This is a genomic window from Allobosea sp. LC85 (assembly GCF_000735605.1).
Taxonomy (GTDB): Bacteria; Pseudomonadota; Alphaproteobacteria; order Rhizobiales; family Beijerinckiaceae; genus Allobosea.
Genome location: NZ_JPKG01000017.1, coordinates 97,814 through 116,328 on the forward strand (window position 1 = coordinate 97,814; position 18,515 = coordinate 116,328).

The 18,515-nt window shown below is 64.8% G+C and carries 18 protein-coding genes; 2 read left to right on the forward strand and 16 right to left on the reverse strand.

Annotation, left to right across the window (positions count from 1 at the left end; genetic code table 11):
• Nucleotides 1-317: 317 nt before the first annotated feature.
• Nucleotides 318-863, forward strand: a complete 546-nt coding sequence (gene mog / locus FG93_RS07630; protein ID WP_043233407.1) for a molybdopterin adenylyltransferase — start codon at nt 318-320, stop codon at nt 861-863.
• A gap of 103 nt (nt 864-966) precedes the next feature.
• Nucleotides 967-2,385 (forward strand): mannose-1-phosphate guanylyltransferase/mannose-6-phosphate isomerase, encoded by a 1,419-nt coding sequence (locus FG93_RS07635; protein ID WP_043233409.1) that lies wholly within the window; start codon nt 967-969, stop codon nt 2,383-2,385.
• Between the two features lie 8 nt (nt 2,386-2,393).
• On the opposite strand, the gene FG93_RS07640 is transcribed toward FG93_RS07635, so the two are convergent.
• The 16 genes from FG93_RS07640 to FG93_RS07715 all read right to left on the reverse strand — a co-directional run bounded on the left by FG93_RS07640 (nt 2,394) and on the right by FG93_RS07715 (nt 18,499).
• The gene (locus FG93_RS07640) at nt 2,394-2,963 is read right to left on the reverse strand and encodes a glutathione peroxidase (RefSeq protein WP_043233410.1); all 570 of its coding nucleotides are present in this window, start codon (nt 2,961-2,963) and stop codon (nt 2,394-2,396) included.
• A 125-nt stretch (nt 2,964-3,088) separates the two neighbouring features.
• A complete protein-coding gene (locus FG93_RS07645) occupies nt 3,089-3,472 on the reverse strand; it encodes a response regulator (RefSeq protein ID WP_043233413.1) in 384 nt (127 codons plus the stop codon).
• Between the two features lie 10 nt (nt 3,473-3,482).
• Nucleotides 3,483-4,595: a chemotaxis-specific protein-glutamate methyltransferase CheB gene (gene cheB / locus FG93_RS07650; RefSeq protein ID WP_043233414.1), complete on the reverse strand. Its 1,113-nt coding sequence runs from the start codon at nt 4,593-4,595 to the stop codon at nt 3,483-3,485.
• Complete coding sequence (locus FG93_RS07655) at nt 4,592-5,188, reverse strand: hypothetical protein (RefSeq protein ID WP_043233417.1); 597 nt, start codon at nt 5,186-5,188, stop codon at nt 4,592-4,594. The genes cheB and FG93_RS07655 overlap by 4 nt, the downstream gene beginning before the upstream one ends.
• Nucleotides 5,185-6,033 carry a protein-glutamate O-methyltransferase CheR gene (locus FG93_RS07660; protein WP_052513476.1) on the reverse strand — a complete coding sequence of 283 codons (849 nt, stop codon included), beginning with the start codon at nt 6,031-6,033 and terminating at the stop codon, nt 5,185-5,187. The genes FG93_RS07655 and FG93_RS07660 overlap by 4 nt, the downstream gene beginning before the upstream one ends.
• A 24-nt stretch (nt 6,034-6,057) precedes the next feature.
• Nucleotides 6,058-8,058: a methyl-accepting chemotaxis protein gene (locus tag FG93_RS07665; protein WP_081881372.1), complete on the reverse strand. Its 2,001-nt coding sequence runs from the start codon at nt 8,056-8,058 to the stop codon at nt 6,058-6,060.
• 77 nt (nt 8,059-8,135) lie between these two features.
• The gene (locus FG93_RS07670; RefSeq protein ID WP_052513505.1) at nt 8,136-8,645 is read right to left on the reverse strand and encodes a chemotaxis protein CheW; all 510 of its coding nucleotides are present in this window, start codon (nt 8,643-8,645) and stop codon (nt 8,136-8,138) included.
• 2 nt (nt 8,646-8,647) lie between these two features.
• A complete protein-coding gene (locus FG93_RS07675; protein WP_043233419.1) occupies nt 8,648-10,954 on the reverse strand; it encodes a chemotaxis protein CheA in 2,307 nt (768 codons plus the stop codon).
• Between the two features lie 9 nt (nt 10,955-10,963).
• On the reverse strand, nt 10,964-11,323 hold the full coding sequence (locus FG93_RS07680; protein WP_043233420.1) for a response regulator: 360 nt from the start codon (nt 11,321-11,323) through the stop codon (nt 10,964-10,966).
• 5 nt (nt 11,324-11,328) lie between these two features.
• Nucleotides 11,329-11,625, reverse strand: coding sequence for an STAS domain-containing protein (locus tag FG93_RS07685; RefSeq protein WP_043233421.1), 297 nt, complete (start codon nt 11,623-11,625; stop codon nt 11,329-11,331).
• 95 nt (nt 11,626-11,720) lie between these two features.
• Nucleotides 11,721-12,209 carry a PleD family two-component system response regulator gene (locus tag FG93_RS07690; RefSeq protein WP_141740141.1) on the reverse strand — a complete coding sequence of 163 codons (489 nt, stop codon included), beginning with the start codon at nt 12,207-12,209 and terminating at the stop codon, nt 11,721-11,723.
• A gap of 76 nt (nt 12,210-12,285) precedes the next feature.
• Nucleotides 12,286-13,740 carry a methyl-accepting chemotaxis protein gene (locus tag FG93_RS07695; RefSeq protein ID WP_081881374.1) on the reverse strand — a complete coding sequence of 485 codons (1,455 nt, stop codon included), beginning with the start codon at nt 13,738-13,740 and terminating at the stop codon, nt 12,286-12,288.
• A 107-nt stretch (nt 13,741-13,847) separates the two neighbouring features.
• Nucleotides 13,848-14,816, reverse strand: a complete 969-nt coding sequence (locus FG93_RS07700; protein ID WP_052513478.1) for an ABC transporter ATP-binding protein — start codon at nt 14,814-14,816, stop codon at nt 13,848-13,850.
• A complete protein-coding gene (locus FG93_RS07705) occupies nt 14,809-15,801 on the reverse strand; it encodes an ABC transporter ATP-binding protein (RefSeq protein ID WP_244448528.1) in 993 nt (330 codons plus the stop codon). The genes FG93_RS07700 and FG93_RS07705 overlap by 8 nt, the downstream gene beginning before the upstream one ends.
• On the reverse strand, nt 15,798-17,300 hold the full coding sequence (locus tag FG93_RS07710) for an amidohydrolase family protein (RefSeq protein ID WP_052513479.1): 1,503 nt from the start codon (nt 17,298-17,300) through the stop codon (nt 15,798-15,800). Before FG93_RS07710 ends, FG93_RS07705 begins: the two co-directional genes overlap by 4 nt.
• Complete coding sequence (locus FG93_RS07715) at nt 17,300-18,499, reverse strand: amidohydrolase family protein (RefSeq protein WP_043233426.1); 1,200 nt, start codon at nt 18,497-18,499, stop codon at nt 17,300-17,302. Before FG93_RS07715 ends, FG93_RS07710 begins: the two co-directional genes overlap by 1 nt.
• Nucleotides 18,500-18,515: the final 16 nt, after the last annotated feature.

Consider the following 18,515-nt stretch of genomic DNA (forward strand, 5'->3'; position numbering starts at 1 on the left):
GATTGCGGTTTTCGGGGAAGCCGATGCAAACACAAAAGCTTAGATCACCGGACCGGATACAATATCCGGTCCGATGATCTAAGCGAGCGCATCAACTGAAAACAGCTCCCGCAACGCTGCCATGTCGAAGCGTTTGAACGCCTGAATGCAGGGCTGGATGACAGCCTTGGCCGCCGCGTGAACCGCGCGCGCTTCCTTTGAGCCGACATCCGGCTCGGAAGGTGGCGGCACGCGACAAGATTGACCGAACTCTCCATTGACCGAGCCCTACGCCTGCCCGATACCGGCCACGATCATCCCTGCAACGGTGCGACGGCATGACCAGCGATATCAAGATCGGAATCGTCACAGTATCCGACAGGGCCTCGGCCGGCATCTATGCCGATGAGGGCGGCCCCGCCATTCGCGACTACCTGAAGAACACGCTCGCCTCGCCCTGGACGGCCGTTGCGCGGGTCATCCCGGACGATCGCAAGGCGATTTCCGACACCTTGATCGAACTTTCCGACCACGAGGGCTGCTGCCTCATCGTCACGACCGGGGGCACCGGTCCCGCACCCCGCGACGTCACGCCCGAGGCCACAGAAGACGTTGTGGAGAAACCGATGCCCGGCTTCGGCGAACTGATGCGCCAGGTCAGCCTCACCAAGGTTCCGACCGCAATACTCTCGCGCCAGACTGCCGGCATCCGCGGGCGCTCGCTTATCGTCAATCTGCCGGGACGCCCCCGCGCGATCGCCGAATGCCTCGACGCCGTGATGCCTGCCATACCCTACTGCATCGACCTGATCGAAGGCCCCTATCTGGAAACCGACCCGGCCGTTATCGTCGCTTTCCGTCCAGGTCAGAAGACCAAGGCCTGAACGTTTCACGACCCCGGGGTTAACCAATGCCCGGGTTTAACCAATGGCAGTGACGTTGCTGTAAGGGAGCAGGGTCACGACCTGCCGGAAAAGAGCGCGCCCGATGTCAGTCCCGAAAATCGTTCCGCTCGTCATGGCCGGAGGAGCCGGCACCCGGCTCTGGCCGCTGTCGCGCGATACTTTGCCCAAGCAGTTCATTCCGCTGCTCGGAGACGGTATCTCGACCTTCCAGGCGACCCTGCAGCGGCTCCAGGATCCGCGCTTCGATGCACCGATCGTCATCACCAACAACGACTTTCGCTTTATCGCGGCCGAGCAGATGCTCGCGGTCGGCGTCAAGGGCGAGATCGTCCTTGAACCGGAACGGCGCGATTCCGCCGCAGCGGTTGCAGTCGGCTCCCTTTTGGCGGGGCAGCGCAGGGCCGGCGCGATCTGCGCTGCCTTCGCAGCTGATCACGTCGTCCACGCCACCGCTGCATTCCGCGACGATTGTGCGATCGCGGCCGAACTCGCCGCATCCGGGCTGATCATGACGCTCGGCATTCCCCCGACGCATCCCTCGACGGCCTATGGCTATCTCGCCCCCGGCGAGCCGCTGCCCGGCGAGCGCGCAAAACGTTTGCAGCGTTTCGTCGAGAAGCCCGATCTCGAGCGCGCCACGCGCTATCTCGAAGAAGGGTATCTCTGGAACAGCGGCAACTTCGTCTTCGCCGCAGCGACGATGTGCGACGAGTTGGAGCATCACGTTCCCGAAGTGCTGAGTGCCGCGCGCGCCGCTATTGCCAGCGCGACCCGCGACCTCGACTTCCTGCGCCTCGATCCGGAGGCCTTCGCCCAGGCAACCAAGATTTCGATCGACTACGCCGTGATGGAGCGGACGCAGGCCGCTGGCGTCGTGCAGGCAAGCTTCGACTGGTCCGATATTGGTGCCTGGGACTCGATCCACGAGGTCAAACCAAAGGACGCCGATCGCAACGTCCTCGAAGGCGACGTGGTGGCGCTAGACAGCCACGGCATCTATGTCCGCAGCGACGATATGCTGACGACGGTACTCGGCCTCGACGATGTCGTTGTCGTTGCCACACGCGATGCCGTGCTCGTCGCCTCGATGGCCGCCGCCGGCAAGGTCAAGAACCTGGTCGAGCTGATGAAGGCCGATGGCCGACCGCAGGCGAGCGAGCACCTGAGGGTCTACCGGCCGTGGGGCTGGTATCAGCGCATCGATATCGGCCAGCGCTTCCAGGTCAAGCGCATCAACGTCAAACCGGGCGGGCTGCTCAGCTTGCAGAAGCACTTTCATCGCGCCGAGCATTGGGTCGTGGTTTCGGGAACGGCCGAGGTTACGGTCGATGCCAAGGTCACCCACGTGCATGAAAATGAATCGGTGTACTTGCCGATCGGCTGCGTCCACCGCTTGCGCAATCCCGGCAGGATCGACCTCGAACTGATCGAGGTACAGGTCGGCTCCTATACCGGAGAGGACGACATCATTCGTATTGAGGACATCTACGCCCGCAGCTGAAAGCGGGTTCAGGCTGCGTGCAGTTCCTGACCGATGGCCCGGATCAGTTGTGAGCCGACCGGATCCGAGCTCGCGGGGAAGCCTCCAACGAGGCTGCCATCGCGCCCGACCAGATATTTATGGAAGTTCCAGGTCGGAACCTCGGCCGGCCGCCGGATGGCCGCCCAGCGATAGAACGGGTGGGCGTCCGGGCCGCGCACGCTCGATTTCGCTGCGAAGGGGTAAGTCGCGCCATAGATCTGTCGCGCCGCTTCCGCGATCGCCATGCCTTCCAGCGGTTCTTGCCCGCCGAAGTCATTGCACGGCACCGCCAGCAGGATCAGGCCCCGGCCGGAATAGCGTTGCCAAAGCTGCTCGAGCGTTGCGAACTGCCCTGCGTAACCGCAATTGGTGGCCGTGTTGACGATGAGGATCGGTTTGCCGCGATAGGCCGCAAGTGGAATGCGACCACCCTCAAGCCGGTCGAACGCAAACTGGTAGGCGTCGGGCGCGCTCTGCGCCTCGGGCGACATGGCAAGCGATGGGCTCGCAGCGAACCCGCCGATCAGGCTCAAAACGTCACGACGAAGCAGCGGCATGGCCTTCCCTCCCGCAGAATCTCATGATGCGACGCAGATATTGGCGCAAAAGAGAGCGCCCCGCAGCCGTGAAGGCCAGGGGCGCTGGATCACAATGGTGAGATTGGTCTTCAGCCGCATGCGGATCAGCAGGCGAGAACCTTCTTAACCCGCACCTCGAGATCGCGCAGCTCATAGGGTTTCACGACATAGTGGTCGGCGCCGTTGCTGGTCGCCTCATCCATCTTGTCGACCGATCGCTCGGACGTCGCCATGATGATCTTGATCTGGTTGAGTTCCGGCACGGAACGAATCGCCCGCAGCAGATCGATGCCGCTCATCCCGTCCATGTTCCAGTCGAGCAGGAGCAGATCATAGCGCTTGGTCTGCATCTTCATCAGCGCTTCGCGGGCGTTCTCCGCCTCGTCGATGTCCTGGAACTCGATCTGTTTCAAGAAATAGGTCGCAAGCCCGCGCATGCTCTTCTGGTCGTCGACCACGAGGATCCGGTAGTCACTTCTGGCTTTCATCACGCTCTCCTCACGCGGTGCGCTGATGCGGACGTTCTGCGATCAGGTGGCCGATAGCGGCGCCAATCTGGTCGAGTGCCACAACGCGATCAGCGGCCCCGATCTCGAATGCTGCTTTCGGCATCCCGTTTACCACACAGGTTTCGCCACTTTGAATTAACGTCTCGGCGCCGGCTTTGCGCATGGCTAACAAACCGTCAGCCCCGTCCCGACCCATCCCGGTCAGCAGGACGCCTACCGCATGGGCACCCAGGCTACGCGCCACAGAATGGAACATGACATCGACCGAAGGCGAATGACCGCTGACCAGCGGCCCTTCCTTCAGGACGCAGACCAGTTCGCCACGTCGCTCCTCGATCTCGAGATGGCGCAGGCCGCCTGGCGCGACGACCGCCATGCCAGGCTTCAGCTTGTCCCCGTCAGCAGCTTCGCGGACGTCTAGCCCGGTGGCAGCCGCCAGGCGTGCCGCGAATTTCGCAGTGTAGCCGGCGGGCATGTGTTGAACCACGACCATCGGGATGCGCAAATTGGCAAGGTCCCGCATCACAACCTGCACGGCAGGCACGCCACCGGTCGAGGCACCGATCGCGATCAGCGACGTGCGACCGGGTGAGGCGGAAACACGCACCGGTTCACGAACTGGAACCGGCCTTGCCGGCGCCGCCTCACGCGCCAGAGCGCGCGCGGCCGCAAGCATCTTTCGACTGGCCGAAGCGCGATGAAGCGCGGCCACCAGATGCTTCATGAAGCCTTCGAGCGTGTGCGTCGTACCGTCCGGCTTCTCGATGAAATCGATCGCTCCCAGCTCCAGCGCCTGGATCGTGTTGTCGGCGCCCGGCCCGCCGAAAGCTGAGACGATCAGCACCGGCAACGGGTCCTGCTTCAGCACGCGCGCCAGCAACTTGAGGCCGTGCCGCCCCGGCAGTTCGAGATCGAGCGTCAGCAGGTCCGGCCGCAACTCCTGGATTGCGTCCCAGCCCTCCTCCGCGCTGCCGGCGACCCCGATCACCTTGTATCCGGGGGCGGAGTCGATGATCTGCGTCATCAGCTTCTGCATCAGGACGGAATCGTCGACGACGAGGACAGAGACGGGCTTGGCCGATGGTGCTTGGTTCAGCGTCATGAGAAGATCTCGACATCACCTGCGACAGGCTGGGTCTTAAGTCGGTTGAGATAGGCCACTTCCTGCTCGTGCTCGCTGCTGCGCACGCTCGGCTGCACATGCTGAACCCAGGCCCGCCCGGTGAAGGGCTGGTAGTGGATTCGGCGCGAGCGCGTTCCGCCGACGTCCTTGGAGACGATCGGAATGCCTTCCCGGTTGAGGAAGTCGAGCACGAAGGCGATGTTGCCGTCGCCGATGGCAAGCATGGTTGCGCCGGACAGGACCCGTGCCCCGCCAAAGACCTTGGCTTCGAGGTGATTTCGCTTGCCGCCCCGCTTGAGCAGGCCGTTGATGAGGACTTCCATCGCAGTGTCGCCATAGCGCTCGCCGGCGCTGGCATCGTTGCCGCCATTGTTCTTCGGCAACAGGAAATGATTCAGCCCGCCGACCCCTGCTTGCGGATCGCGCATGCAAACCGAGATGCAGGACCCCAGCACGGTCGCGACGATCTCGTCCTTCGCCGAGGTGATCTCGTGCTCGCCGGGCGCGACGGTGATGATCGTCGCCTCGAAACGGGGATCGAAATAGCGTCGAGAGGACCGCGTAACGCTCATGGGGTTCTCTCGTAGATCGTGCGGCCGATCAGCCTGAGCTGCGGGTGAGGTTGCGGTAGCGACTCGGAATGGCCGAGATAGAGGAAGCCTCCCGGCGCAAGCAGATCGACGAAGCGATCGAGGATCGTGGCCTTGGTCCGGGTATCGAAATAGATGAAGACGTTTCGGCAGAAGATGGCATCGAATGGGCCACGCATCGGCCAGCTTTCGATGAGATTGAGCCGCTTGAAGGCGATCAGCCGGCGCAGGTCATCGCTGATCCTCGCCTCGCCTCGCCCGGCCTGCCCTTCCAGCCGGAGCAGCGGCCTGACATCGGCGGGCAGACGCTCGAACAGCTCCGAGGGATAGATGCCGGCTTCCGCCCGGTTGAGGATATCCGTATCGATATCAGTCGCCAGAATGCGGAAATCGAGATCGCTGCGCGAGCCGATCACATCGCGCGAGACAGCCGCGATGCTGTAGGGCTCCTCGCCGGAGGAGCAGGCCGAGGACCAGATCCGGATTCGCCCACGCCGGCCGCCGCGTTCCTGAACCAGCCTCGGCAGCACGTCGCGGCGCAAATGGTCGAAATGATGCCGCTCGCGGAAGAAGGCGGTGTGGTTGGTGGTGACCGCGTTGATCAGCTCCGGGATCTCGTCCTGCGCGCCTGGCGTCTTCAGGAAGGCGCAGTACTCCGCGACCGAGCCCATGCCCAGCGCCTTGACCCGTCGGGAAAGGCGACCGCGCGTCATCGCTTCCTTGTGTTCGCGGATGACGATGCCGGCATGCTCGTAGACGAGCTTCGAGATGAAGCCCATGTCCTCGCGCGTCAGCGTGGCTTCGGGAAGACCTTGAGGCGCGAGCATCACTGTGAACCTGACAACATCGAACTAGAACTCGGCCCAATCATCGACGCGCCCATTGGCGATGCGGCGCGGCGCGGGACGTACTGCCGGAGCCTTCGCCAGTTCGGGCCGCCGCGGCTCCGGGCGGCGGACGGCCGGCGCGACACGCGCCTGCTCGACGAGCGCTGCAGCAGCAAGTCGCTGCAGTCGGGCTGGCTCGGTCTGCGGAGCATGAAACGGCGGCGCAGCGAACCCTTCCTCGGTGCGGAAGACGGCAACGAGCTGTTTCAGCATATCGATCTCCGCCATCAGCTCATGTGCCGATGACGCGCTCTGCTCCGCCAAAGCCGAGTTCTGCTGGGTCATCTCGTCCATGTGGGCGACGGTCTGGCTCATCTCCTCGATGCCGTGGGCCTGCTCGGCGGTCGCGGACGAGATTTCCGCAACGGTCGCTGAAACCTTGCTCGCAGCGGCGACGATCCGCTCCAGGACCTCACCCGTGCTGCGCACGAAGCGCACGCCTTCGCCGACCTGCTCGTTGGAGGTCGCGATCAGGCCCTTGATATCCCGCGCAGCCTGGGCGGAGCGCTGTGCCAGGGCGCGTACCTCGGAGGCCACGACGGCAAACCCCTTGCCGGCATCACCAGCCCGCGCGGCCTCGACCGCCGCATTGAGCGCCAGCAGATTGGTCTGGAAGGCAATGCCGTCGATCACCGAGACGATTTCCGAGATGCGAACGGAGGACGTCTCGATCCGTTCGATGGCGCCAACGGCCTGAGACACGACGATCTTGCCGTCATTGGCCACACTCATGGCCTCTCCGGCCAATTGGGTCGCCTCGCGGGAGCGGGCCGCGCTCTGCTTGACGGAGGCTGCCAGTTCCTCGGTCGTCGCGGCCGTCTCCTCCAGATTGCCGGCTGTCGCTTCAGTCCGCTTGGCAAGGTCGCCTGCGCCGGAATTGATCTCGATCGCAGCTCGCGAAACGTTGCCTGCCGTCAGTTGGATGGTCGATACCGTCTGGCCGAGATGGGCGAGTGCCCCATTCAGGCTGCGCTTCAGCTCGGCGAGGCGACCGCGATAGTCTCCCTCCATGCGGTGGCTCAGGTCGCCCTCGGCCAGTCCGCCGAGTACGCTCGAGAATTCGCCGACCGCACCCTCGACCAGCGTGTTGATCTGATTCAGGCCCTCAGCGATGCGAGCCAAGGCCTCCGGCTTGCCGGCGAGCGGGATACGACGGGAAAAATCGCCCTCGACGGCGGCCGAGACGACATCCGCAACCTCGCTGGCGGCCGCAAGTTCATCCGTCAGTTCCAGCCATTCGACGGCAGTGCCAAGACGCTCGCCATTGGCATGGAGAACCGGACTCAGCGACAGCGAAATGGTGCGCCGGCCGAGCGCGTAGCGGATCGCGCGGGCCCCGCCGGGATCATGCCGCCCAAACACGGGGTCGCCATAGACAGCATCCATGACCCGCCCAAGCATGTCCTTGGCCGAGCAGCCCGGAAAGGCCGCGCGAAAATCCTCCTGGGCCTCGGCAAAGAACCTGAGCAGCGACTTGTTGACATAGACAACGTGGTTCTGCCGATCGCAAACCATGACATTGGTGCGGCAGTCATCGAGTGCGGCACGGATACGTGCAGCTTCGACCCCGGTCTCGTGAATGCTCTTCAGGGCGCGGGCGAGGTCGCCGATCTCGTCGCCACGGGCGAGGCCGGGGATCGCAGCGTTCTCGCCCTGGGCCAGCAGGCCGACCGCGTCGCGCATCTCGACGATGGGGCGATAGATCGAGCGCGCGGCAAGCCAGCCGACTGCTGCAATCGCGGCCAGCGAAACGGCGCTGATCCCCAGCATCTGCGGAACGGCCGCTCGCACGGCGCCGTCGATATCGGCCGCGCTCAGCCCGAGCTGCGCGAGGTCACTCAGCCGCCCCCAGGCGACATGATAGGCGGCGGCGCCGATGGCGCCACCCGAGACGAAAGCCGCGCCGAGAAACATCAGCGGCAGCCGTACCGAGAGTCTCGAAAGGGAACCGGCGAAGCTGCCCATGTTCTTGTCGTGTCTTTCTTGGCGCGTTGGCCTTCCCCGGCTCGGTCATCTGGCGCGTTGCCGCGCCACCATGACGATCAGGCGGCTCGGGTCGTCCGAGCGAGAGGGGCCTCGGCCCCGCCTTCGCGGATCACGGCCGCGAGGTCGAGCAGGGCGACGATCTCGGTGTCGAGCAGCACGAGGCCTTCGATCAGGCCATGTTCGTCACGCTCCAGATCCGGCGCGGGGCGAACCGCACTGACCGGGACATCGACGATATCGGAGACCGAATCGACCAGCAGGCCGGCGGTCTTGTCCTCGACATCGACGACGACGATGACATGGGTTGCCGTGGCATCGGTAACGCCGAGGCCGATCGAGGTGCGCAGGTCGTACACTGCGAGAATGACACCGCGCAGGTTGAGCACACCGCGCACATGCGGCGCCGCATGCGGCAGTGGCGTGGTCACCTGCCAGCCCTTGATTTCGCGAACCATGCCGACATCGATGCCGAAAGTCCGATCACCGACGCGGAAGGTGACGATACGGCGCACGGCTGATTCAGGCTGCGCCGACGAGAAGTGCTTTTCGCCGAGTTGAAGGGTCATGTTCATCCAGCCATTTTCAGTTCGGGAACGGGTTGCCGGCCGCCGGTCGCGGCCAGTCTCAGCATCGAGTCGACATCGAGGATCAGGGCGACGAGGCCGTCGCCAAGGATGGTCGCGGCGGATGCGCCGTTGACCGCGCCGTAATTCGCCTCAAGGCTCTTCACGACGACCTGCTGCTGGCCGACGATCTCGTCGACCGCAATTCCGACATTACCGCCGCGCTCGGTTTCGGCGATGATGATGATGTTCTCGTCGCGCTGCCCGGACGAGCCCATCACGGCGCCGAGCCGGTACAGCGGTGTCACCTCTCCGCGCCAGCGCAGGACCTCCTGGCCGAAGGTGAGATGCTCGATCGGCGTATTGGCGAGATGCTGGGTCTCGATCACGCTCGCAATCGGAATGACGTAGCGATCGTCACCGCAGCGGATCACCATGCCCTCGAGCACGGCGAGCGTCAGCGGCAGCGCCAAGGTGAATTTGCAGCCCCGGCCGGGCTCGGAATCGACGCTGATGCGCCCGCCAAGCGATTCGACATTGCGCCGCACCACATCCATGCCGACGCCGCGGCCCGAGATGTCGCTGACGGCCTCTGCGGTCGAAAGCCCGGCGGCGAAGATCAGCTGGTCGATCTCCTCGGGCGCGAGTTTTTCATCGGGCCCGACGAGACCGCGCGAGCGGGCCTTGCCAAGAAGCTTCTCGCGATTGATGCCGCGCCCGTCATCGGTGACGGAGATCACGATGCGCCCGGCCCGATGCTCGGCTGTGAGCTGGATCGTGCCCTCCGGCCCCTTGCCTGCCGCCCTGCGCTCTTCGGGCGTCTCCAGGCCATGATCCATCGAATTGCGGATCATGTGGGTCAGCGGATCGGCGAGCTCCTCGATGATCGTCTTGTCGACCTCGGTGTTCTCGCCTTCGAGCACCAGGCGCACTTCCTTGCCGAGGGTCTGCGCAAGCTCGCGGACGAGGCGCGGCATGCGCTGGAACACGGCTTTCACCGGCTGCGCGCGCACCGCCATGACGTGGTCCTGCAACTCGCGCGTCTGGCGCGACAGCGTCAGGATGCCCTCGGCGGTCTTGGCATAGACGTCGTAGGGCAGCGAGCGCACGCATTCGACCAGCATGGACTGGGTAATGACGATCTCGCCGACAAGATTCATCAGCTTGTCGATGCGGTCGAGGTCGACACGAACGCTGACCGCCTGGCGTTGACGTGCCGCAGGAGCATCATTGGCAGGCGCACGAAGGGCAGGACGCGGCACGGCCGGAGCCGCGGCCTCGACCGGGGGCGGGGCGGGGGCCTGCACAGGAACGGGTTCCGGCGCAGCGGCTGGAGCAGGGCCGAGCTTCGCGAGGATCGCCGAGAGATCGGCCGCAACCGACTGCGGCACCTCTGCATCGACGGCAACAGCTGGCGCGAACGAAGCCACATCGTCATTGGCCGGTTCGGGCATCGCCTCGATCTCGAACTCCTCGGTCGCGAGGGTGAAATCGAACTTGCCGTGCAACTCTTCGACCGACATCTGCGTGCGCAGGTTCACGGCAAAGCGCATCCAGCAATCGGTGACGTCGAGTTCCTCCAGCGACGGCACATGGCTCAAGTCGCAGGAGACGGAAACAATGTCCCCCGGTGGCAGGGCCGCCAGCACGACGCGGGGCTCGATCACGCGACGGAAAAGGTCGCGATCCGGCGTGATGCGCAGGCAGATCTCGCTACCGGCCTTCACCGACTCGCCGAGAGCGACGGCAGCGGCCGGCTCGTCGTCCCAGCCGTCATCGACCGGCTTCACTGATGCAGCGGACTTCGCCTCGACCATCGCAAGCAGATTGCCGAGCGCTGCGATGCCGGGCGGGGCATCATCGCTTGCGGGCACTGGGGCCGAGGGTACGGAAGCTGCGGATGCAGCAGCAGCCGGAGCTGCCGCGACGGGTTCAGCCTGCCCGACACGTTCCAGCGCCTCAAGCAGATCCGGACGCGGCCGGGCCGGCTCGTCATTGCGCGCGGCCGACACCAGATCGGCAACAGCATCCGAGCAGCGCAGGAACAGGCCGAAGGGGGCGTCCTCGATCGCGACACGTCCCGAACGCAAATGATCGAGCGACGCCTCGAAGACATGGGCGAAGGCAACGAGCTCGGTGCAACCGAAGGCCCCCGCCCCGCCCTTGATCGAATGGATCGCGCGAAATGCGGCGTTGACGTCCTCGGGCTCGCGCGAGCCCTCATCAAGCGCCTGAAGCTTCTGTTCCAGCGCGCCGAGAAGCTCTTCGCATTCCTGGAAGAACGTTTGTTTGAGTTCCGCTAACGGATCCATCAGCCAGCCTTAGTTCTGATAGCGAGCAACGAGGCCGAGCAGGGTGTTGGGCTCGAACGGCTTGACCATCCAGGCGCTGGCGCCGGCGCGCCGGCCCTCCGCCTTGATCTCGGCGCCATTTTCGGTCGTCAGCACGATGATCGGCGTGTTCTGGCCGGCCGGCCGAGCGCGGCAGGCGCGCGTAAACTCGATTCCGTCCATCAACGGCATGTTGAGGTCGGTGATCACCAGATCGGGCTGGAACTGGTCGAACTTGACCAGGCCTTCCTCGCCGTTCTCCGCTTCCGCCACCTCATGTCCGGCAGTGCGGAGCGTCAGGCTGAGCAGACTGAGCAGGGTCTTCGTATCGTCGATGGCCAGGATTCGCATCGATATCACTCCAGGGCGAGAGCGCTTTGGGCAGGATCGAAGCCGATCGCCTGCAGGGACTGGCGGCACTCTTCCGAGGCCGCTTTGAGAGTGACGCTGAGCCCCTTTGCCTGCGCGCTGGTCGCAGCGGCATGGAGCAACTGAATCCAGAGGCTGGGCAGAGGGCCAGCTCCAGCGCATTCGACGGCGATGCTCTCCTTCTGCTCCAGCGCGACGAGCAGCTGATTGCGAAAGGCTGCCGCCTCGGAACGACCGAGAAAGGCTGGAAGCGAGACGGTGATGACCACGGCGGCGGGACCCATGATTGGCGGATGGAAGATCACGCCAGATTGGTAAAAATTTCGCTAATCAGCGCACCCCGGCGTCAACGCTTTGGGCGTTTCCAAGGCACGTGAGGTTAGAACATGGCGTTGCTGATGGCGCGCGGAACGAGCGAGATGCTGCCGTTCTGCTCCTTGTACTTGCGCGGGATGTTGATGATCCCGGACAGGTGCAGCCAGAGCGCGTTTGGCGAAATCGGTTTGGTGATGATCTCGTGGGCCCCAAGCTTGGCCGCCTGCACCACCGAGCGGCGGTCGGGGCGCTCCATCATCACCAGAACCGGGGCCTTGGCGAAGGGCGAAGTCTTGAACGAACGGATCGACGCCAGGCATTTGACGCTGCCGGAATCGGGCAGGTCCCAGTCCAGGACCACGATGTTCGGCTGCTTTTGAATGAACATCGTTGCGGCCGAGGACAGATCCGCTGCCTCGAAGATGCGATGGAGCGACGCCTGGTAGAGCATTGTCCGGACGATGCGCCGGTAATGCGCGCTGCTATCGATCAGCAGGACCGAGAGATTGGGAAAAGACGGCGCGATATGCATGACGCTGGACCGGACACTCACTCAACCCGACGCGCCATCCTGGCGCTGCGCATAGTCTTGCCTGCAGGAACGCTCACAGGCCGTTAATGCGTGTGCCTCAAACGCTCAGACCGAAGCGAAAACCACCCCAGTGACGTCCCTTGATCCAGATCGGCGCCGAAAGGTCCTCCATGACGAGAAACTGGCCGCCGCCCATGTCGCGCCGATAGGTCTGCAGCAGGAAGGGCTTCTGGTTGCGGGCGGCCGCCAATCCGGTGCGGTCGGCGAAGATGCGGCGGTTCCGGCAATTGGCATTGTTCCAGACGGAATCCCTTCCCTGTGCCTGCGAATACTTGCGATTATGGGTAGGCAGAAAGCCGTTGCGATCGACCGCCGCGCAGAACACGATGCGCTTGTTTGCGGCCAGCAGCTTTTCCTGGAGCGGCGGCAGCAGGCGATCGGTCAGCGCGACGAAACGCGTCATATGCTGCAGGGGATCCGAGCCCCCGATCGGGCGATAGGCTTCGTCGAAGAGATCAGCGATCGTGACTTCGCCTCGCGCGACGGCATCCTCGAAGAGGCGGGAAATGGTTTGCGCCGTCTCCATCGCGGTGGCGATCAGTTCCGACTGCGCCGTGCGCACGCCGGAGGCCGCAATCGAGCCGAGGATCGCCTCGCTGATCGAGACGAGCGAAGCCGCCCGGCCTGAGGCGAGATCGAGATTGCCGCTCGACTGGTCGACACCGGCGACCAGTGCCTTCAGATCCTCTCCAACCTTGGCGAAGGCGATGGCATTCTCCCGCGTCGGGTTCGAGATCGCATCGATATCGCCAATCAACCCGACCACGGAACGGCCGAAAATGTCGAGCTCGCCGACCTGCAGGGATATTCCCCTGCTCTCCTCACTCGCGCGGCGGGCCACCGCTGCGTTCTCGACGCTGCGGCGAGAAAGTTGATCGACGGTCTCCACAAGCGCGTCGAGCTGCCTGGTGCTGAGCGCGGTGGCTTCACGCGTCTGCTCGGCCAGTTGCTTCACCGCTGCCGCGATGACGGCGAAGCCCCGCCCGGCCGAACCACTCCGCGCCGCTTCGACACCGGCATTGATCGAGAGCAGCTGGATCTCGCGCGTGATCGTCTGGATGGCGTCGCTCGCCTCGCGAACCTTGTGGGCGTTGGTGACAGCCTCGGCAAGCGCGGTCGAAATCGATTCAGCCCCCTGGCTCAGCGTCTCGATATCGCTCTGGGCGGCATTCAATCCTTGCCGGACCGCTCCCGTGACGCGTTCCAGCCCGCTCTTGACGACTGAAGCCGCCTTCTGGGCTTCTTCGGCCGAATTCTGGATCGATCGATTGGAGCGCGAAACCTGCTCGACGGACGCAACGACGCGATGCAGCCCTTCGGCCTGGCCTTCGAGCTGCCGTGTGACATCGCCGATACGGCCGGAAATATCCGTGATCTCGACTCCGAGCTTGCCGAAGCGCTCCGCGATCTCGCCAATGGCGCGGGCGGCCGCAGCTCCATCGAGCACATCCTCATTGGCCGGCTCCGGCAGCTTGAGCGCCTGTGCTTGCATGGCGAGATATGTCCGCGACCAGAGGAAGCCTGGCTCACCCTAGGCAAAACACGGTAAATCGCCCGTTAACGGCCAGCTCCGCCGTTAACCTGCCCTTGACACGACGATCACACCCGGTCGCAAGCGAGCTGGAGATCGCCGAAATCGCGCAGCACAGGGCGTTGCTGCGAGCACCGCTCGACGGCGCTCGCGCAGCGCGGGTGAAACGCACAGCCACTTGGCGGTGCGATCGGGCTAGGCACCTCGCCCGACATTGGCTTGCGCTCCCTGTTCGGCCTCTCGACATCGGGAATCGTGTCGAGCAGCAGCCGCGTATAGGGATGGCGCGGCTGGTTGAAGACCCCATCGGCAGGCCCGGCCTCGACGAAGCGGCCGAGATACATGATCGCCAGATGGTCGGACATGTGCCGAACCACCGACAGATTATGGCTGATGAAGAGATAGGTCAGGCCGAACTCGGCCTGCAGCCTCACCATGAGATTGAGGATCTGTGCCTGCACGGAGACGTCGAGCGCCGAGGTCGGCTCGTCGCAGACCAGGAAATCAGCTTCTGTCGCCAGAGCCCGGGCGATCGAGATGCGCTGCCGCTGGCCGCCGGAGAATTCATGCGGGAAGCGCCGGGCATCGGCGCGAGACAGGCCGACGATCTCGAGCAGGTCGCCGACACGCCCCGTCACCGCGGCGTCATCGTCACGCAGCTTTAGCTCGCGGATCGGTTCGGCAATGATGTCGCCGACGCGCCAGCGCGGATTCAGGCTTGCATAGGGATCCTGGAAGATCATCTGGACGCGCGGTGGACCGAAGCTGCCATCGATGCGGCGGATATCGGCAAAGCGCAAGCTGCCCTCGGTCGGGCGCTGCAGCCCAACGATCATGCGTGCCAGCGTCGATTTCCCGCAGCCGGACTCGCCGACGATGCTGAAGGTCGTGCCGCGCTGGACCGTGAACGAGATATCCTCGACTGCCCGCAGCACACGGCGCGGCTGATGCGAGGCCAGACGGGACAGCCAGGGCGCCGAGACGTCGAAGCGGCACGACGCCGCCTTCACCTCGAGAATGGTTTCGGTTTCAGCCATGAACCAACTCGCGCAAGGGGAAATGGCAGGCAGCGATATGGAGCCCCGCGCCCAGCGAAGGCCGTTCGTCGCGGCAGCGATCGCGGCATGACCCGCACCGCGGGTTGAAGGCGCAGCCCTTCGGAATGGCGTTCAGTCGCGGCATCGCGCCGTCGATCTGGTTGAGATGGCGATGGCGCTCATGCACGCTCGGGATCGAGGCCATCAGCCCCGCCGTATAGGGGTGGCTCGGGCGGCGCGTCACCTCCTTCACGGGGCCGACCTCGACAACCCGTCCGGCATACATCACCGCGACCCTGTCTGAGGTCTCGGCGATCACGCCCATGTCGTGCGTTACCAGCATGATTGCCGTGCCATGCTCGCGGCAGAGCCGCTTGAGCAGGCTCATGATCTGCGCCTGGATCGAAACGTCGAGCGCCGTCGTCGGTTCGTCCGCGATGATCAGCTTGGGTTCGGCGCAAAGAGCCAGCGCGATCACCACGCGCTGGCGCATGCCGCCCGAGAACTGATGCGGATAGTGGTCGATCCGCATTTCGGCGGCGGGAATGCCGACTTCCTTGAGAAGCTGGAGCGCCCGTGCTCGCGCCTCGCCGCGACTGACCGGCAGATGCGCCAGGATCGTCTCGACGATCTGATCCCCGACCCGGAGCAGCGGATGGAGGGAGGTCAGCGGATCCTGGAAGATCGCACCGATCTCCTTTCCCCGCACGAGGCGCATTGCCTCGGCCGGGAGATTGTCGATGCGCCGGCCGTTGAGATGGATGCTGCCCCCCGCAACCCGGCCGGGCGGATCGAGCAGGCCGATCACCGCGGTGCCGGTCAGGGATTTGCCCGCCCCCGACTCGCCGACAACGCCAAGGATCTCGCCCGGCGCGATATCGAGCGAAACGCCGTCGAGCGCCGTCAGCGGGCCATGCCGGCCGTCGAAGACGACCTTGAGGTCTCGCACCGAGAGCAGCGGCTGGGGAACGGCCATGGCGGTCATGTTCTCTCCTCCACGCGTTCGACCGGGTAGCTTGACGAGAAGATCTCGGAAGCCGGCGGGTGGCCGTGTGTCCGGCTCGGATACTGCGCCATCACGCCTTCGAACTGGTCCTGCGCGCGCCGCTTGTCGGCGGCTTCATCGACGCCTGGGATCTCCCGGTCCTCCATGACGAAACGGCCGTCGATGATCACCGTCGCGAAGTCGCGGCCGTGTCCGGCGAGCAGCATGGTCTGGATTGGATCGATGACCTGGCCGAGATGCGGCCGGTCGAGATCGAAGACCGTGATATCGGCCCGCGCGCCGGGCTGGAGCCTGCCGAGATCGGGGCGGCCAAGCGCATCGGCACCGCCAATAGTCGCTGCGTCGTAATAGTCCTCGCTGCGGACGCCAGCCGAACTGCCGGCCATGGTGCGGGCGAGGATCATGCCGACCTGCATGTTCATGATCATGTCCGGCGGGCTGGTATCGGTGCCGAGGCCGAGGTTCAGGCCCATCTCGCGATAGCGTCCGAAATGATCGATGGTATTGCCATGGCGTCCGGAGACCAGCGGGCAATGCACGATGGTCGAACCGGCATCGCGGATGATCTCGAGATCGCGGCCGGGCCGAGTAATGAGCCTGCTGCCGGAGACATAGGTCCCGTGAGGCAGCAGCGTCCGCTCGGTCAGAAAGCCGAGCTTCTCCAGCCATTCCGGTGGGCTCATGCCGTGCTGCGCCAGCACGAGATCGTATTCGATCTTCGACTGGCAGCAATGCAAGCGCACCGGCACGCCGAGCGCGCGGCCGGCTTCCGCGGTGCGCCGAAGCAGTTCGGCGGTCGAGGTCTCGATCCGGTCCGGCGCCAGCATGGTACGGACAAGTCCACCGGCGGCGCCTTCGAAGCGCTCGCAGAAGGCGATCGCCGCTGCAAGCTCGGCAAGGCCGCGCGGTTCGTCATAAGCCGTCGTGATCCTGCCATCGGCCTCGACCACCTGGTTCCCGGTGCGATAAGCCGGGCCAAGATAGGCGCGCAGGCCGAGTTTGGCCGCGGCTTCGGCCGCGTCGGAGAACTCCTCCGGCGTCTCGCCCCATTGCCGGTAGAACAGCGAGGCGATCGGCAGCGCCGTGGTGATGCCGTTGCGGATCAACGTCGCGAAGGCATGATACTTCTGGAAGGCAAGCTGCTCCCGCGAATACATCTCGACCGGGCCGGCCTCGATATAGGAACGCGGCCAGACACGCCCCTTTTTCCAGGCTGGTTGGTTGTCATAGGCGAGGATGGTGGTGTCGAGATCGGAGAGCGCGTCGAGATCGACGAAACCGGGTCCGATCAGCGCGTTGCCGTAATCGATCCGGCGCACGACCTCGCCGGGGAAGCGGTGGCCAATGAAGACCACCTCGCCATTCTCGAAGACGATCTCGCCATTCTCGATGAGCCGGTGGCGGCCGTCGCGGTGGCCGACGAGCCAGCGCGCGGTCAGCAGGATCTTGCCCTTGGGGTGCGGCGCAGCTTGCAGCATCAGGGTGCGCTCTTGATCGAGACGCCGTCGCGCGCGACGACCTTGCCGCCCTTGACGACGCGGCGCTTCGGCGAGCGGGTCACGATCGCCTCGGCCAGCGTCTCGCCGGGCACGAGCACGAGATCGGCCCGGCAGCCCTGGTTCACCCCATAGCCGTCGAGCTCCATCACCTTGGCCCCCTCGATGGTGCAGACGTCGAGGGCGATCCGGAGTTCGTCATCGCGCCGGAAGTTGTTGCGCAGGCCGACGAACATGGCGCGCTCCAGCATGTCGGCATTGCCGTATGGGCCCCAGGTGTCGCGGATGCCGTCGGAGCCGGAGCAGACCCGGATGCCGGCCTCGATCAGCCGCTTCACCGGAGGGGCCGGCCGGCTCGCCGGCGCCGTCGTCATGATCGCGATGTCGAGTTCGGCGAGCTGGGCGATCAGCGGATCGATCAGCGCGGGGTCCGGCGTGCCGAGGCAGAAGGCATGGCTGATCGTGACCTTGCCCTTCATGCCGAGCGCCCGTGTACGCTCGATGATCATGTCCATCGAGAAGGCGCCGACCTCACCCGGCTCATGCAGGTGGATGTCGAGAGGCTTGCCATAGCGCTGGCAGAGCGCGAACACGGCGTCGAGATGCCCCTTGGGATCACGGTCGATCGTGCAGGGATCGAGGCCGCCGACCACCTCCGCGCCGAGCTTCATCGCCTCGTCCATCAACTCCAGCGTGCCCGGCCGGCGCAGCATGCCGGACTGCGGGAAGGCGACGATCTCGACGTCGATGATGTCGCGATAATCGTCGCGCATCTTCATCACGCCCTCGACGCCCCACATGCCGTGGTCGGTATCGATGTCGATATGGCTGCGGATATGGGTCGAACCCTTCAGCGAGGACTGGATGCTCTGGCGGGCCGATTGCTGATAGGGGTCGATGCCGAGCCGACGCTTGTTCAGCCGCTCATTGTCGATCTTGTCGAGAAGCTTCGGGCCGACCTCGTTCTTGTACCAGGGCAGGCCCCACAGGCTCTTGTCGAGATGGGTGTGAGCCTCGACCAGGCCGGGCAGCAGGATCTCATTGCGGCCATCCTCGACCGCGACGCCAGCCGGCGCGGCAAGGTCGGTCCCGAGGCGGACAATCCGCCCCTTCTCGATCAGGATATCGGTCGCTTCGCCGCCAAGCGGGCGGACATTGCGCAGCAGGAGATCGGCAGCCATCGTTTCCTCGTCGGTT

What these genes read in the sequence shown, in the direction of transcription:
- mog (WP_043233407.1), top strand. Translation starts at nt 318, where the DNA reads ATGACCAGCGATATCAAGATCGGAATCGTCACAGTATCCGACAGGGCC.
- FG93_RS07635 (WP_043233409.1), top strand. Translation starts at nt 967, where the DNA reads ATGTCAGTCCCGAAAATCGTTCCGCTCGTCATGGCCGGAGGAGCCGGC.
- FG93_RS07640 (WP_043233410.1), bottom strand. Translation starts at nt 2,963, where the DNA reads ATGCCGCTGCTTCGTCGTGACGTTTTGAGCCTGATCGGCGGGTTCGCT.
- FG93_RS07645 (WP_043233413.1), bottom strand. Translation starts at nt 3,472, where the DNA reads ATGAAAGCCAGAAGTGACTACCGGATCCTCGTGGTCGACGACCAGAAG.
- cheB (WP_043233414.1), bottom strand. Translation starts at nt 4,595, where the DNA reads ATGACGCTGAACCAAGCACCATCGGCCAAGCCCGTCTCTGTCCTCGTC.
- FG93_RS07655 (WP_043233417.1), bottom strand. Translation starts at nt 5,188, where the DNA reads ATGAGCGTTACGCGGTCCTCTCGACGCTATTTCGATCCCCGTTTCGAG.
- FG93_RS07660 (WP_052513476.1), bottom strand. Translation starts at nt 6,033, where the DNA reads ATGCTCGCGCCTCAAGGTCTTCCCGAAGCCACGCTGACGCGCGAGGAC.
- FG93_RS07665 (WP_081881372.1), bottom strand. Translation starts at nt 8,058, where the DNA reads ATGGGCAGCTTCGCCGGTTCCCTTTCGAGACTCTCGGTACGGCTGCCG.
- FG93_RS07670 (WP_052513505.1), bottom strand. Translation starts at nt 8,645, where the DNA reads ATGACCCTTCAACTCGGCGAAAAGCACTTCTCGTCGGCGCAGCCTGAA.
- FG93_RS07675 (WP_043233419.1), bottom strand. Translation starts at nt 10,954, where the DNA reads ATGGATCCGTTAGCGGAACTCAAACAAACGTTCTTCCAGGAATGCGAA.
- FG93_RS07680 (WP_043233420.1), bottom strand. Translation starts at nt 11,323, where the DNA reads ATGCGAATCCTGGCCATCGACGATACGAAGACCCTGCTCAGTCTGCTC.
- FG93_RS07685 (WP_043233421.1), bottom strand. Translation starts at nt 11,625, where the DNA reads ATGGGTCCCGCCGCCGTGGTCATCACCGTCTCGCTTCCAGCCTTTCTC.
- FG93_RS07695 (WP_081881374.1), bottom strand. Translation starts at nt 13,740, where the DNA reads ATGCAAGCACAGGCGCTCAAGCTGCCGGAGCCGGCCAATGAGGATGTG.
- FG93_RS07700 (WP_052513478.1), bottom strand. Translation starts at nt 14,816, where the DNA reads ATGGCTGAAACCGAAACCATTCTCGAGGTGAAGGCGGCGTCGTGCCGC.
- FG93_RS07705 (WP_244448528.1), bottom strand. Translation starts at nt 15,801, where the DNA reads ATGACCGCCATGGCCGTTCCCCAGCCGCTGCTCTCGGTGCGAGACCTC.
- FG93_RS07710 (WP_052513479.1), bottom strand. Translation starts at nt 17,300, where the DNA reads ATGCTGCAAGCTGCGCCGCACCCCAAGGGCAAGATCCTGCTGACCGCG.
- FG93_RS07715 (WP_043233426.1), bottom strand. Translation starts at nt 18,499, where the DNA reads ATGGCTGCCGATCTCCTGCTGCGCAATGTCCGCCCGCTTGGCGGCGAA.